This window comes from Xenorhabdus sp. SGI 60, from assembly GCF_056632175.1.
Window position 1 is genome coordinate 1415101 of sequence record NZ_CP196860.1, and the last position, 12587, is coordinate 1427687.

Genomic DNA, 12587 nt, shown 5'->3' on the forward strand with positions numbered 1-12587 from the left:
CATTGCGCCATGCTACTACCTTGGCTAATTCTTCTGCCCTTCATCGGAGGCTTGCTGTGTTGGCAGGTCGAGCGCTTCGGCACCCGTATGCCGCGTTGGATAGCGCTTCTGGCGATGGGGCTGACGCTGTTACTCGCCCTGTACCTGTGGTTACAGGGCGGTTATACACTCACCAACCCACAGGGCATACCACAGTGGCAATCCGAATTCTTGCTTCAGTGGATCCCACGTTTTGGCATTAGCATTCATCTGGCACTGGATGGTTTATCCTTGCTGATGGTGGTGCTGACAGCACTATTGGGTTTGATGGCGATCCTCTGTTCATGGAATGAAAACCAGCCATACCAGGGCTTCTTCCACCTGAACCTGTTGTGGATACTGGGTGGTGTGATGGGGGTTTTCCTTGCCATCGACCTGTTCTTGTTCTTCTTCTTCTGGGAAGTGATGCTAGTACCCATGTACTTCCTGATTGCTCTGTGGGGACACAGAGGCTCGGAAGGGAAAACCCGTATTACTGCGGCAACAAAATTTTTCATCTATACCCAGGCCAGTGGCTTAGTGATGCTGATTTCGATTCTGGCACTGGCTTTCATTCACCATGATGCAACCGGCGAATGGACATTCAGTTATGAAAAACTGTTGCATACGCCGATGTCACATACCATTCAATACCTGCTAATGCTGGGTTTCTTCATTGCATTCGCGGTGAAAATGCCGGTTGTTCCTTTACATGGCTGGTTGCCAGATGCTCACAGTCAGGCACCAACGGCCGGTTCAGTTGACCTTGCCGGGATTTTGCTGAAAACCGCAGCATATGGCTTACTGCGTTTCAGTTTACCTCTGTTTCCACAAGCTTCTGCGGAATTTGCGCCGATTGCCATGTGGCTGGGCATCATTGGTATTTTCTATGGTGCGTGGATGGCATTCAGCCAGACTGATATCAAGCGCTTGATTGCCTATACCAGTGTTTCTCACATGGGCTTTGTGCTTATCGCCATTTACACAGGCAGCCAATTGGCTTATCAGGGAGCGGTGATACAGATGATTGCACATGGCCTGTCAGCCGCGGGTCTGTTCATTCTATGTGGTCAGTTATATGAACGCCTGCATACCCGAGACATGCGCCAAATGGGCGGATTGTGGGGAAGAATTCAACTCTTGCCTGCGATATCCCTGTTTTTTGCGGTAGCCACATTGGGTATGCCAGGAACTGGTAACTTTGTCGGGGAATTTATGATCCTGTTTGGCAGCTTCAGTCAATTTACCCTGGTTACTACGGTATCCGTGTTCGGTTTGGTTTTTGCCTCCGTTTATGCACTGTACTTGATGCAGAAGGCTTATTACGGTACGCCAAAAACTGATAACCCCTTACAGAGAATGGATATGCGTGAAATTTCCATTCTGTTGTTGTTGGTCGTCTTGCTGGTGATTCTGGGTATTTACCCGCAGCCAATCCTTGATACCTCAGCCGCAGCAATGGGTAACATCCAGAATTGGTATTCAGCTTCACTTTTAACTACAAGGCCGTAATTCGCCATGACAATAACTTCTGAACAATTGATCGCACTGTTGCCGCTATTGATCGTCGGATTGACGGTGGTGGTTGTGATGTTGTCCATTGCGTGGCGACGCGATCATTTCACCAATGTCATCCTGACGGTAATTGGTCTAAACCTGGCTCTGTTCTCTCTCTATTTTGTGGGACAGCAGGAGCCAATGGATGTCACACCATTGATTCATGTAGATCGTTTTGCAATGTTCTATACTGCCCTTGTGCTGATTGCGAGCCTTGCAACAACGACATTTGCCTACTTATGGTTGGAAAATTATCCCGATAATAAAGAAGAATTTTATCTGTTAGTGTTGATCGCGGCGGCTGGGGGAATTCTGCTCTCTTCTGCCAACCATATGGCATCACTGTTTATCGGAATTGAATTGATCACCCTGCCGCTATTTGGTTTAGTGGGTTATGCATATCGCCAGAAACGTTCGTTGGAAGCAGGCATCAAATATATGTTGCTGTCCGCGGCAGCATCTTCATTCCTGCTGTTTGGTATTGCATTGCTGTATGCAGAATCCGGTGATTTATCTTTCGCATCACTCGGCAAGAGTTTGAGCGATAGCAAACTGCATGAACCGTTAGTTCTGGCTGGCTTGGGGATGATGATCGTAGGACTGGGCTTTAAACTTTCTCTTGTGCCTTTCCAACTGTGGACGCCGGATGTTTATCAAGGTGCGCCTGCACCGGTATCGACCTTTCTGGCAACGGCAAGTAAGGTAGCGATTTTTGCAGTGATCATGCGCTTATTCATTGAAGCACCTGTGGCTGAAAGCACAACCTTACGTATTCTGCTAACTGTGATTGCTATTGCATCTATCCTGTTTGGTAACTTGCTGGCATTAACACAAAGCAATATCAAACGACTGCTGGGTTACTCATCCATTGCTCATTTGGGATATTTGCTGGTGGTATTGGTTGCCATCAAAGATCATACTTTGGCAGAAGAGACGGCAGGGATTTATCTGGTCGGTTATTTGCTCGCCAGTATCGGGGCATTTGGCGTGGTCAGCTTGATGTCTAGCCCATACCGAGGGCCAGATGCGGATTCACTGTTCTCCTATCGTGGCCTGTTCTGGCATAAACCGATCCTGTCAGCGGTAATGACTGTCATGATGTTGTCATTGGCGGGAATACCATTAACATTTGGTTTCATTGGCAAATTCTATGTTATCGCGACAGGTGTTGAAGCAAGATTATGGTGGCTGACTGGTGCAGTTGTCGTGGGTAGTGCCATCGGTCTTTACTACTATCTACGCGTGATGGTGAGCCTGTACCTGCCGGCACCGAAAGCACTGAACCGTGATACACCACGTAATTGGGCATTTACCTCTGGCGGGATTGTGGTGTTGCTCACTGCGTTACTGGTGTTGATCTTTGGTATTTGGCCACAACCGCTGATTGATATTGTTCAGCAGGCGAAAAGCGTTCTGTAAACAATAATCTAAAGAAACTATTTTAAAAACCCAGCCATCGTTGTCTGGGTTTTTTGTTGTAAATGTCTGACAGCAAGACCAGCTCAGTGAAATTGAGCTGAGAATGTGGGAACTGATTGGGGAGTATCAAAGCCGCTAAGAGCAAGGACTGAGCGGCCCTTAAAAAAAAGCCGGAAGATCTTGGGATCTTTCCAGCTCTTTAATGTTTATTCTCTACTTAGAAGTAATTCTTTCCATTTTTCAAGATAACCTTTGAATTCTTCTATGGTTGCGAGCTTAAGACTTTCTTCTGTATATTCGTTAAATATTTCGACACCATCCGGTTTAATGGTAACAGTATGAGCATTGCCAGTACCTTCCCATAGTGGTAATACGCCATTTTTGATAGATTCGCATAAATCAATAAGTTCGTTCACGCTATAAATACTACCCTGAATATCACCACTTAAAAAATCAGCTAATACATGGCGATCATAATCAATATCGACTGCTGGATATCCATCTTTATCAATAAAAAATTTCATATTTCCTCTACTTAGTGTATATAGGGTATGCGGTATTTATCTTACCCGAAGCGTCAAGCCATCCTTCTATTCTAACTCCGCTAGGTGCTTTTCCAGACCATTTCCCATTTGGCTGTATTGTGGCATTTTGATAAGCACCTTTAATCTCATCTAGAACTTTTTGCTGACTCCATGATTTTGGATAAAATGATGATTCGCGTTCTTTGGGTATCCATTGACCTGTCTTCGCATCGCGAATTTCTACTTTACCTGTATAAAAGCCCTGTGAATTAGGTGGATTTGTCATTTGAACAATTCGCGCTTTACCGTGATGATCTCCTTCATGATGAAATCCAACCGCCTTCCCTCTCCTGTTAACTTCACCGTGGAAAACATGCTCATCATTTATCGAAGGAACAGCTCTTTTGGAAGCCTGCTTAAGCAGTTTATCGCAATCTTCTCCTGCTAATCCCAGTGGATCGATCCATCTTGTGGGATTATGCACATATCCGTAAGGATTCAACCCGCCCGCCAGCCCAATGGGGTCTTAGGAACGATTCCGGTGCGGTCATACTGTTTTAAGCGATTTTTTCTTTGACTATCAGCTTGTTAAAGAACCATTTTTACCTGTTCCGTCCATCCCCGCGAACCTAAAACGCCGATGTGCACTTTTGGCCTGTTTTGCGATGTTGCCCCGGTGCGCTTTTTGCCCTGCTACCGCCGCAAGCCGTGGTGCAGTATAGCGCCCCTTTTCCCTTGTGATTGACTGAACAGCCGGTTTTTGTGCGGTTTTTCACTTTCGGCAACGGGCGAACGCGGCCCAACTTGTTGGGCGGCGGGCGGACGTTCTGCGGGTGCGGGTGGCATAGAGCCCGCAAGCGGCGCCTTGCGACGCTCTGATGCACGAAAGCCTAAGCAGGTGCTCGGTTTTGCTTGAGGGCGCCGGGTTTCCAAGGGAAGCCCCCTGCGGGGGCTGCATGGGGCGAAGATGGCGAGCACGGTAACGAGCGAGGAGCCCAGCGACTGCGAGCCGGGCGCAGTCAGTCGCAGCGGGGTTGGGGCGGGGGAGGTAAACGCGGAGGCCGCAGGCCGACTTGCCTACAGGGTTGTTGGCCTGAGCAAGGCAGGCCGCTAAAGAAGAAGGTGTTTTTGCCTATCGTCTGGCTCGGTGCTCAGGGTCTGGCGCGGTGTTTGGCAGGCATGGGTTCCGGCGGTTAGAGCAGAAGGCGCAGCCTTGTGCGGTGCACCTTGCGATGCTGATAAGCGGGGGCGCCAGACATAATGTAATTATACGTTGCGAGCCGCTTAACGAGCCGCTGGCTGGACGGTGTGGCTGCCCGGTGAGTGGCGTATAATCCCCCTACATTATGTTGAGTGGGCTTTGGGCGGCCTGCACTGACTGAATGGGGACACCATAGCCCATGCTGCCCATTGCCCACGTACCCCCGCGAGCACCGGGGCTAACGGGCAGTCCGGTCACGGTCTGCCCCCGCACCGATCCCAGCGAACTCAACGGGGACTGCCGGGCTGTCCGGTGTTCTGTGGCGTCGGTTCGGCATCCGGCTCACTGCTGGCACGGGCTGAGCGGCTCTGTTCTGGCATCACGCTCTGCCGGGTGGGTCTGTTTATGCACTTCTTTTAAGTGTCCGACGGCAACATGGGTATAAATTTGCGTCGTTTCCAGACTGGCATGACCCAGTATCGCCTGAATGTGCCGTGTATCTGCCCCATTTTCTAACATCTGGGTCGCCATGCCATGCCGGAACAGGTGACACGCGCCCGGTTTTTCAACCTGACGATGAAGCGCATTGCGGACTATTTGTGTCAGGCTGCCATCGGTCAACCCCTTACCTTTATTGGAGACAAACAGATAACCCGGATCTTTTTCCCACACCAGACGCGGGCGCACTTCCTCCAGATAGCTCTGTGTCCACTGCTGCGCCGATTTACCGAACGGCACAACCCGATCTTTGCGTCCCTTACCCAGCCGGATAAACAACACGCCGCGCCCGAAGTCCACATCACCCACCTGTAACCGCTGTAGCTCTGAACGCCGGATGCCGCTGCTCCATAACATTTCCATCATGGCCCGGTCACGCAGACCCAGCGTCGTTTACTGTTTGTCATAGTTCAGGATACGGGCGGTTTCTTCTTCACTCAGGATATGCCCCGGTAACCCTTCTCACCTGTCCGGTAGCTCCAGATCCCGCGCCGGGTTATACAGCAGGTATCTGCCGTTTTACCAGCCAGCCGAACAGAGGCGCACGTTCGTCAGTTTTTTCACAATGGTGCTGGCAGCAACGGGATAACCCTGCGGATCTTTTGCGCTGACAGATAACGTTGCCAGCTTTCCAGTTGGGCGAAGCTCACCTGTTGCGCGGTGGTGATCCCCCGTTCTTCACACCAGCGGACGAACTGCATCAGATTCGACTGATACGCGTGTAGCCGGGTTGTTCCCAGCGTATCTAACGCAAGGTATCAAGGTGTTCAATGTAATTTTGGATATGTTGTCTGAGAGTAATCGATGCCGTGGATAATCCTGTCTGTGTGGCAGCTATTGGCAGTACGGTATTACGGGGATAAATTAATGTGGTGCGGAACCGTGTTTTTTGAGGTTGTCCGACCGCTTTTTGGTGAAGCCTTGCTGTATCTGCCCTTTGCGATGATTTTGCTATGCCGACCGCCCGCCGACTGAACCCGACTGAGGGACGACTTGCGCTGTTATTAACTCCTACCTCAGTAAGTCATACCTGCCCTGTCACGGCACGATAAGGCCGCACAGGTACGCGGTGTCGCTGTCGTCACCATCAAACAGCAGTTCATAGGCGCACGTCAGCCCGCGCCGTGTGCAACAGCAGATATTCCATTTCAACCAGCCGCGAGAGATGGATTTTTAACTGGGTATCGCCCCACTGCACCGTACCTCGCGTAACTGTTTGCGGGTAAAAATCATCTCATTGCTCGTGGCTGACCGCTGTCCTGTATCCATGCCGCCCTGTATCAGCAGCAACAGCTTGCGCGTCTGCGGCGGCATTTCGTCGAGTGTCCGGCCTAAGATTTCATGCGCCAACTGATTGGCAAGCCGGATATCGTCTTTGGTCACTTCGATGTATTCAAGTCGTCTGCCGCGATGTTCGGCAGTCTTGATTTCCCGCTGGTACTGGTGCAACAAGGCGATACTCTGGATCAGGGTGAGATATTTCATATGATCGCGGCGGGTGCGGGTCTTATCGCTCATAAAGGTGAGCTGGCTGGCATACGGATTCACGACATTTAATGGTTTCAGCAACCGCTGGGCATTTTGATGAAGCTGCGTCAGATAATCGCGCTCGTTCTCAGCCAGCAAGCCTTCGAGTGTCTGCTTCTGGCGCTGTAACGCATGGATCGCTTCGGTCTGTTCGCGGGATTCGTTGACGGTCAGCACCAGACAACGATTGAGCAGTTCTTCGTCAATATCGATGGCCGTTGTGGTGAGCATCAGCATCACCGGGCCTTTGACGGTATAGCTTTTGGTGACCAGATTCCCCGTGGCTTCATCCTTGCCCGTGCTCGCCATCGTCAGCTCGCCGTCTGACTGCAACAGCTTGAGCGCATAGGCCGCCTGCCGCACCCCTTCTTCTTCCGCGATGGCTAAAATCTTGTGCTGGAGATGGGTTTCACCGAGATAAAACAGGCTCTGCCCGGTCATGGCGCTGTACTGGATACGCTCTTCTTCGGGGATCAGGTTTAGCACGGCATCCATCAGGCTGCTCTTGCCGGCGGCGCTGCTGCTCTGGATCAGGACGGCTAAGGGTTTGGGTAATTTTCGGCTCACCGCCGCCAAAAAGGCGGCCAACAGGTTGGTGGATTCACCCACCACGCCACAGGCGGCTAAGTCCGCCGTGATACGGCCTCACCAGCGCCGGGATTCTGCAACAAGTCCAGCGCGGCCGGCCGTTCATCGGCATTCAAAGACTCGGCGGCGTGTTCCGTTTCTGCGGCGACCCATGAATGTCCCTTGTTCCAGTACCAGATAGCGCCAGCTCACGCTTGATCAGCGTATCCGTAATGCCAGTTCCTGTGCGGCTTGACGCACGAACCCTGTCCGCGCACGGGCGCTCAGGATATCGAGACTGTCCACGAACAATGCCCCGCTCGTTTTTTTATCCAGCAACTGCACGTTGATTTTCATGACCGCACCGATTTTCGGCGGCACACCCGCGCTCGCCACTCCTGCCCGTCTTGCTAACAACGATATCCCCGTTGGCCTCCAGCGTTGTCACCACGCCCGGCTCTGGCACTAAGGGCCGCCGGAGAGACGGGGACGGCAACGGCAGCACTTGGGTCTGACAGCGGCTGTTTTCGTTGGTTTACTCAGCCATTGCGCGGATTCAAATACGTCACCGAAAGCCGTTTCCGGGTTTGCCACGTCGCAAAACGATCGGCATCACTGCCTTCCGGGAACACCACCCGCCAGACATCCAGCCCCATTAACTGCAACTCTGCCGCCAGTGCTGCGGCGGCTTCATTGTCTGCCTTGTCATTGTCATAGGCGATATGCACCTGCCGGATCTCATACTGCTGGATGCTGCCCGGTGTGCTTCGGTAAAGCCGTGAACCCCATACGAACAGCGTGACATTGCGATAACCCGCACACCAGAAGGACATGGCATCAATCAGAGATTCACACAGGATCACCGAGGGCACGCCACCCACCAGCCCGGCTTCATTCCAGACGCCGCCATGTTCCCCGGTAAATACAGATGCCGCGGTGTGCCTGCCCGCCAGCATCGGTGATTTTACGCCCGTACATTTCCTGCATTTGCCCGTCTAGACCGATCACCGGCACAACCAGCGAGCCGTTAAGTGTTCGTGCCCGCTGTCCCGCAATAGGCCAACGGCCTGCAACTACGGCGGATCTCCGCCCCGGCCTTGGTTTTTTTACTCCGGCAAGCCATAACCGAGTGTGCGGTTGGCAAAGCCCAGTTTAAAATGGCTGACCAGCTCAGGATGATCAAGGCGGCGTTTTTTCAGGTAGGCCAGCGCTTCCGGCGCATTCAGCAGTGTCTGGTGATAAAAGTTGATCACCCGCTGACAGCAGCGCCTGCCGCCCGTTCCATCACGGGCACCGCGGCCCGCTGCCAGCGGCTCCACCGCCGGATTGTGCCCCAGCACGGCCTTTAAGCGTTCGGCGGCATGGCGCAGGCTTAAATTCTCCGTTTTCATCACCCAGTCGAGCACCGACCCGCCCGCATCGCAGCCAAAGCAGTGATAGAGATTTTTCGACGGGGTAATGACCATCGAGGGCGTTTTCTCTTCATGGAACGGGCACAGCACGGTCATGTCTTTGCCGCGCTTAAACAACTGCCGTCCTTGCTGCTCAATAACGGCAACTAAGGAGACAGCGGATTTCAGGTGCTGTAATTCTGCGTCGGGAATGCGAGCCATTTCATAGTCCTTTAAAAACCTGTCAATAGATCATTGAAGTCATTATTAAAGTACTATTATGTATACATCGTCAAGGGTTTTTTAGAGGCAGGGTTACCATGACCGTATCATTTCAAAATTGGTTAAGTGAGAACGGTATGGAAGTCTTTTCAACTCGCCTCCGGAAGCAAGAGAAGTACGCAAGATGACTCAGGCACGATCTGGCGGATTTATTGGCAGTAAAAGGCTTATAATGAGCGTGGCTCATCAGTACCATACTTGATACGGTGGTAAAGATTGCTCAGGTACTCCAGATAGTGTTGATTTTTGATTATTTGAGAATTGAGCAACACAACCCTAAGATAACTATTTAACCCTAGAGTTTCGCCTTTGAGCAATTATTAGCTTTCACAAACAAGCGCTGGTGTTTTAATGGAGAGCTTGGTAACAAGGGCAAAAATGGAAAAACTGGCAAGTAGGACAATGAGATAATTTCGCGGCGATGGTGTGCTGGTAACACACCAACGCCGCTCACCACAACCAACTAATTAGGAGTTGAATGATGGCTAAGGCGCATTCTAAGCAAAACCGTGCAGTAAATAAAGCGACAAAAACAGAACGTTATTACACCGTGGGATACGTGCCGCAAAATAACAAGGCCACCGCTCCGCCTGCGATACACCTGAAAGGCCAGTGGCTTAAGGCGGCTGGGTTTGATAAAGGTTGTACCCTCACCGTCAAGATTATGGACGGCTGTTTGGTGCTTATTCCTGACAGTGACGACACCCGCACCATCAAGCAACAGTACCAGCGCCAGCAAGACCAGCTCAGTGAGATTAAGCTCAGAATGCGGGAACTGCTTGGCGACTACAACAGCGTAACCGCGCAATTAACCCCACAGACCCGGCGCATTAATCTTTTGCTCATAGTGCTTTTCTCTATTGAGAAAGGAAAACCACCATGACATTGACTGAAAACAACAACACTGGGCAGCGGTTATCGAATACCCAGAAACAGAGCGGACTGACGGTGACCGCGTTTTGCCAGCACCATGAGATTAATCTCGCCACCTTTTACTATTGGTCCAAAAAACTTCGGCAACAGCCTGAACCGCAGCGCCTGCATCCCGTCGTGCTTGATGAGTTCCCGGACAACCGCACATCCCGTCATACTCCTGCCTAACGGATTCGGGTTGAGTTACCCGCGGCGTTATCCACTGTACAGATGCCCACCACCGGCAAGAATACTCCCGCCACTGGATTGAGGCGCTGCGATGATACCGTCGTGGCACGATTATATAGTGTCCGGTCACACCGACATGCGAAAATCTATCGACGGGCTGGCGGGGATTGTTGATGCCCTCGGCCTCGATCCGCTCAGTGACGCCGGATTTATTTTCTGCATCCGCCATCGCGATAAACTCAAGATTTTATTCTGGGATACCAACGGCTTCTGGCTTTACTATCGCCGGCTGGAAAGGGGCCGCTTTCAGTGGCCTGCACCGAAAACCGACGGGACGGTGCACATTACGCGACCGCAACTGAACTGGCTGTTATCGGGGCTCACCCTCTCGCCTCCCCCTGCGCCATCAGCCCTTACGGGGATTAAAAGTGTGATCCGTGACCTTGATTTTACCGCCGGTTTGGCTGTCACACTCCGGCCTTTCCCCGAGAGCCTGAATAATGACTGACCTGCCGGATGATATTGACCAACTGAAAGCCCTCGTCTGCCAGCCTTCAGGCCGCGAATCAGGCGCAGGCGGTATTGTGGCTGAATCTGCGTGTTCAAATCAAACAACTGCTCGAACAGCTCAACCTGAGCAAATCGAAACGCTTTGGCAAACAAAGTGAAAAAACCGACAAAGGCACGTTCAACCGAGGCGGAACAGCAGGATGCCCTGCCCATCATAAAAAGGGCCGTCAGCCGCTGCCCGCCGGGTTAGAACGGGAAGTTCAGCGCCATACCCTGAATGCCCCGCATTGCGACTGTTGCGGGCGCACCGAGCCGCACACCTGCGGCGTTGACGCAGAAACCCTGACAAATCGTCCCGCAGAAAGTGAGTGTTATTCGTCACGAACGCAACTCAAATACGCCTGCCGGCAGTGCGAAAAGACGCAGACGCACAGCAAAATTATCACCGCCCCGGCACCGCCCAGTTTGTTGCCCCGCACAATAGCCAGCCCGGACCACAGGCCGCCATTGTCACGGCCAAATATGTCGATGCGCTGCCCCTGTACCGGCAAACCGATATTCTGGCGCGTTCCGGTATTGAGATCAGCCGCAGCACGCTGGCGAACTGGTGTGTGCAGCTCGGTCGCCAGGTCCATGTGCTGGTCAGGCTGATGCGGACTCACCTGCTTAATGGATCGCTGATTTGTGCGGATGAAACGCCGGTACAGGTACTCAACGAAGCGGATCGACCGGCGCAAAGCCAATCCTACATGTGGGTGTATCGCAGCGGTGAATTCGCGACGCAGCCGGTGGTGATTTTCGACTACCAGCCGAGCCGCAGCGGGCGTTGCGTCGCCGATTTTTTAGGCGATTATGCGGGCTATCTGCTGACGGATGGCTACGCCGCTTACGATACGCTGAAATCGGTTAAACACGCCGGGTGCATGGCACATGCCCGGCGCAAATTTACCGATGCCCAGAAAGTGCAACCGGGGAAAAAAGCCGGGCGGGCTGAGCAGGCCCTGACATTTATCGCTAAACTGTACGCTGTCGAGCGGGAAGCCCGGTTACTCAGCCCGGATGACCGACGACGATTACGGCAGGAAAAAGCCACACCGATACTCAAAAATTTCCATGACTGGCTAACCGAGGCCAGCCAGACAGCCTTGCCGAAAAGTGCCATCGGTACGGCGATCAGCTATACCCTGAACCAGTGGCCGAAACTGCTTGTCTATCTGGAGGACGGGCAGATCAGCATTGATAATAATGTCACGGAGCGGGATATCCGGCCGTTCACCACGGGGCGCAAAAATTGGATTTTTTCCACGTCCGCTGCCGGCGCGTTTGCCAGTGCTAACCTCTACAGTCTGGTGATGACCTGCCGGGCCAATGATCTCAATCCGTATTTTTACTTCCGGCATATTTTTACGGAACTCCCCAAACGTCAAGCCGATGATCCTCTGCATGATCTACTGCCGTGGAACGTGAGTATCAGTGATATGAGGTAAATTACACGGGTTAATTGGCCGCTTACACAACAGCAACTAAGGGCAGGGATTGAGCTGCTCTGAAAAAGAACAAAGCCGGAAGATCATGGGGATCTTTCCGGCTTCATATTTGTAAGCTATTTTTTACTTAACTTGGATATATTCTTCTCCAATGTTCAGAGTCTTCTAATTTTGACCAAGTTGCATATCGCCATTTTATTTTTCCGTCTTTTAGAATAGAGGTTATTTTATTTTCAAATTCAAAATTAAAGTATTTATCAGAGTCAACAATTATATACATAACATGATAATCATCACATAAAAAATCACCTAACTGGTCAATTCTATCAACAAGTTCAATATCAAATTCTTGCAATTTTGCTTTTGCAATATAACGTCCTTTAATATCTTTATAAGGCAAATTAATATTGAACGCCTTCTCTAATTTAGGTATTAACTCTTCGAAAGGAATATCTTCCAATAAAACAAAATTTAACTGTCTGGTTTTTTCTGTGTACATGTTTAT

Annotated in this window: 19 protein-coding genes and 1 pseudogene; 9 read left to right on the forward strand and 11 right to left on the reverse strand. The window is 51.4% G+C overall.

The window, feature by feature from the left end; all coding sequences use genetic code 11:
* Positions 1 to 9: 9 nt before the first annotated feature.
* The gene (nuoM, locus tag ACSJJG_RS06825; RefSeq protein WP_481088876.1) at positions 10 to 1530 is read left to right on the forward strand and encodes an NADH-quinone oxidoreductase subunit M; all 1521 of its coding nucleotides are present in this window, start codon (positions 10 to 12) and stop codon (positions 1528 to 1530) included.
* Between the two features lie 6 nt (positions 1531 to 1536).
* The gene (gene nuoN, locus ACSJJG_RS06830) at positions 1537 to 2994 is read left to right on the forward strand and encodes an NADH-quinone oxidoreductase subunit NuoN (RefSeq protein ID WP_481088877.1); all 1458 of its coding nucleotides are present in this window, start codon (positions 1537 to 1539) and stop codon (positions 2992 to 2994) included.
* 206 nt (positions 2995 to 3200) lie between these two features.
* Here the strand turns inward: nuoN and ACSJJG_RS06835 are convergent, their stop codons facing one another.
* The 3 genes and pseudogenes from ACSJJG_RS06835 to ACSJJG_RS06845 form a co-directional block, all read right to left on the reverse strand.
* Entirely contained in the window at positions 3201 to 3518 is a 318-nt protein-coding gene (locus ACSJJG_RS06835) for a hypothetical protein (RefSeq protein WP_189759290.1), read from the reverse strand.
* A 7-nt stretch (positions 3519 to 3525) separates the two neighbouring features.
* On the reverse strand, positions 3526 to 3981 hold the full coding sequence (locus ACSJJG_RS06840) for an EndoU domain-containing protein (RefSeq protein WP_399494499.1): 456 nt from the start codon (positions 3979 to 3981) through the stop codon (positions 3526 to 3528).
* Positions 3961 to 4044, reverse strand: a pseudogene (locus ACSJJG_RS06845) (RHS repeat-associated core domain-containing protein); the annotation flags it as partial. The pseudogene ACSJJG_RS06845 and the gene ACSJJG_RS06840, both read right to left, overlap by 21 nt.
* A 386-nt stretch (positions 4045 to 4430) precedes the next feature.
* Here ACSJJG_RS06845 and ACSJJG_RS06850 point away from each other — a divergent pair.
* Positions 4431 to 4715 carry a hypothetical protein gene (locus ACSJJG_RS06850; protein WP_481088878.1) on the forward strand — a complete coding sequence of 95 codons (285 nt, stop codon included), beginning with the start codon at positions 4431 to 4433 and terminating at the stop codon, positions 4713 to 4715.
* 346 nt (positions 4716 to 5061) lie between these two features.
* Here the strand turns inward: ACSJJG_RS06850 and ACSJJG_RS06855 are convergent, their stop codons facing one another.
* Together ACSJJG_RS06855 and ACSJJG_RS06860 are read right to left on the reverse strand one after the other, a co-directional pair.
* Positions 5062 to 5583: a tyrosine-type recombinase/integrase gene (locus ACSJJG_RS06855; protein WP_481088879.1), complete on the reverse strand. Its 522-nt coding sequence runs from the start codon at positions 5581 to 5583 to the stop codon at positions 5062 to 5064.
* A 194-nt stretch (positions 5584 to 5777) separates the two neighbouring features.
* Entirely contained in the window at positions 5778 to 5918 is a 141-nt protein-coding gene (locus ACSJJG_RS06860; protein WP_481088880.1) for a hypothetical protein, read from the reverse strand.
* Positions 5919 to 6021: 103 nt separating this feature from the next.
* Here ACSJJG_RS06860 and ACSJJG_RS06865 point away from each other — a divergent pair, with 103 nt between their 5' ends.
* Entirely contained in the window at positions 6022 to 6192 is a 171-nt protein-coding gene (locus tag ACSJJG_RS06865; RefSeq protein ID WP_481088881.1) for a hypothetical protein, read from the forward strand.
* A gap of 198 nt (positions 6193 to 6390) precedes the next feature.
* On the opposite strand, the gene ACSJJG_RS06870 is transcribed toward ACSJJG_RS06865, so the two are convergent.
* The 4 genes from ACSJJG_RS06870 to ACSJJG_RS06885 all read right to left on the reverse strand — a co-directional run bounded on the left by ACSJJG_RS06870 (position 6391) and on the right by ACSJJG_RS06885 (position 8924).
* Positions 6391 to 7353, reverse strand: a complete 963-nt coding sequence (locus ACSJJG_RS06870; RefSeq protein WP_481088882.1) for a hypothetical protein — start codon at positions 7351 to 7353, stop codon at positions 6391 to 6393.
* Between the two features lie 177 nt (positions 7354 to 7530).
* Positions 7531 to 7707, reverse strand: coding sequence for a hypothetical protein (locus ACSJJG_RS06875; RefSeq protein WP_481088883.1), 177 nt, complete (start codon positions 7705 to 7707; stop codon positions 7531 to 7533).
* 143 nt (positions 7708 to 7850) lie between these two features.
* Positions 7851 to 8183 carry a toprim domain-containing protein gene (locus ACSJJG_RS06880; protein ID WP_481088884.1) on the reverse strand — a complete coding sequence of 111 codons (333 nt, stop codon included), beginning with the start codon at positions 8181 to 8183 and terminating at the stop codon, positions 7851 to 7853.
* Positions 8184 to 8417: 234 nt separating this feature from the next.
* Positions 8418 to 8924, reverse strand: coding sequence for a CHC2 zinc finger domain-containing protein (locus ACSJJG_RS06885; protein ID WP_481088885.1), 507 nt, complete (start codon positions 8922 to 8924; stop codon positions 8418 to 8420).
* Positions 8925 to 9462: 538 nt separating this feature from the next.
* On the opposite strand from ACSJJG_RS06885, the gene ACSJJG_RS06890 reads away from it, so the two are divergent.
* The 4 genes from ACSJJG_RS06890 to ACSJJG_RS06905 all read left to right on the forward strand — a co-directional run bounded on the left by ACSJJG_RS06890 (position 9463) and on the right by ACSJJG_RS06905 (position 10753).
* A complete protein-coding gene (locus ACSJJG_RS06890; protein ID WP_481088886.1) occupies positions 9463 to 9867 on the forward strand; it encodes a SymE family type I addiction module toxin in 405 nt (134 codons plus the stop codon).
* A complete protein-coding gene (gene tnpA / locus ACSJJG_RS06895) occupies positions 9864 to 10085 on the forward strand; it encodes an IS66 family insertion sequence element accessory protein TnpA (protein WP_481088887.1) in 222 nt (73 codons plus the stop codon). Before ACSJJG_RS06890 ends, tnpA begins: the two co-directional genes overlap by 4 nt.
* 91 nt (positions 10086 to 10176) lie before the next feature.
* The gene (gene tnpB, locus ACSJJG_RS06900) at positions 10177 to 10593 is read left to right on the forward strand and encodes an IS66 family insertion sequence element accessory protein TnpB (RefSeq protein WP_481088888.1); all 417 of its coding nucleotides are present in this window, start codon (positions 10177 to 10179) and stop codon (positions 10591 to 10593) included.
* Positions 10586 to 10753: a hypothetical protein gene (locus ACSJJG_RS06905; protein WP_481088889.1), complete on the forward strand. Its 168-nt coding sequence runs from the start codon at positions 10586 to 10588 to the stop codon at positions 10751 to 10753. The genes tnpB and ACSJJG_RS06905 overlap by 8 nt, the downstream gene beginning before the upstream one ends.
* 20 nt (positions 10754 to 10773) lie before the next feature.
* On the opposite strand, the gene ACSJJG_RS06910 is transcribed toward ACSJJG_RS06905, so the two are convergent.
* Positions 10774 to 10977 carry a hypothetical protein gene (locus tag ACSJJG_RS06910; protein WP_481088890.1) on the reverse strand — a complete coding sequence of 68 codons (204 nt, stop codon included), beginning with the start codon at positions 10975 to 10977 and terminating at the stop codon, positions 10774 to 10776.
* On the opposite strand from ACSJJG_RS06910, the gene tnpC reads away from it, so the two are divergent.
* A complete protein-coding gene (gene tnpC / locus ACSJJG_RS06915; protein WP_481088891.1) occupies positions 10964 to 12082 on the forward strand; it encodes an IS66 family transposase in 1119 nt (372 codons plus the stop codon). The two genes, ACSJJG_RS06910 and tnpC, sit on opposite strands and share 14 nt — an antisense overlap.
* 127 nt (positions 12083 to 12209) lie before the next feature.
* Here tnpC and ACSJJG_RS06920 read toward each other — a convergent pair whose 3' ends face one another.
* On the reverse strand, positions 12210 to 12581 hold the full coding sequence (locus ACSJJG_RS06920) for a hypothetical protein (RefSeq protein WP_189761409.1): 372 nt from the start codon (positions 12579 to 12581) through the stop codon (positions 12210 to 12212).
* Positions 12582 to 12587: the final 6 nt, after the last annotated feature.

Excerpts from the sequence above, each read along its gene's own strand:
- nuoM (WP_481088876.1), top strand. The coding sequence starts at position 10 with ATGCTACTACCTTGGCTAATTCTTCTGCCCTTCATCGGAGGCTTGCTG.
- nuoN (WP_481088877.1), top strand. The coding sequence starts at position 1,537 with ATGACAATAACTTCTGAACAATTGATCGCACTGTTGCCGCTATTGATC.
- ACSJJG_RS06835 (WP_189759290.1), bottom strand. The coding sequence starts at position 3,518 with ATGAAATTTTTTATTGATAAAGATGGATATCCAGCAGTCGATATTGAT.
- ACSJJG_RS06855 (WP_481088879.1), bottom strand. The coding sequence starts at position 5,583 with ATGATGGAAATGTTATGGAGCAGCGGCATCCGGCGTTCAGAGCTACAG.
- ACSJJG_RS06860 (WP_481088880.1), bottom strand. The coding sequence starts at position 5,918 with ATGCAGTTCGTCCGCTGGTGTGAAGAACGGGGGATCACCACCGCGCAA.
- ACSJJG_RS06865 (WP_481088881.1), top strand. The coding sequence starts at position 6,022 with ATGCCGTGGATAATCCTGTCTGTGTGGCAGCTATTGGCAGTACGGTAT.
- ACSJJG_RS06885 (WP_481088885.1), bottom strand. The coding sequence starts at position 8,924 with ATGGCTCGCATTCCCGACGCAGAATTACAGCACCTGAAATCCGCTGTC.
- ACSJJG_RS06890 (WP_481088886.1), top strand. The coding sequence starts at position 9,463 with ATGATGGCTAAGGCGCATTCTAAGCAAAACCGTGCAGTAAATAAAGCG.
- tnpA (WP_481088887.1), top strand. The coding sequence starts at position 9,864 with ATGACATTGACTGAAAACAACAACACTGGGCAGCGGTTATCGAATACC.
- tnpB (WP_481088888.1), top strand. The coding sequence starts at position 10,177 with ATGATACCGTCGTGGCACGATTATATAGTGTCCGGTCACACCGACATG.
- ACSJJG_RS06905 (WP_481088889.1), top strand. The coding sequence starts at position 10,586 with ATGACTGACCTGCCGGATGATATTGACCAACTGAAAGCCCTCGTCTGC.
- ACSJJG_RS06920 (WP_189761409.1), bottom strand. The coding sequence starts at position 12,581 with ATGTACACAGAAAAAACCAGACAGTTAAATTTTGTTTTATTGGAAGAT.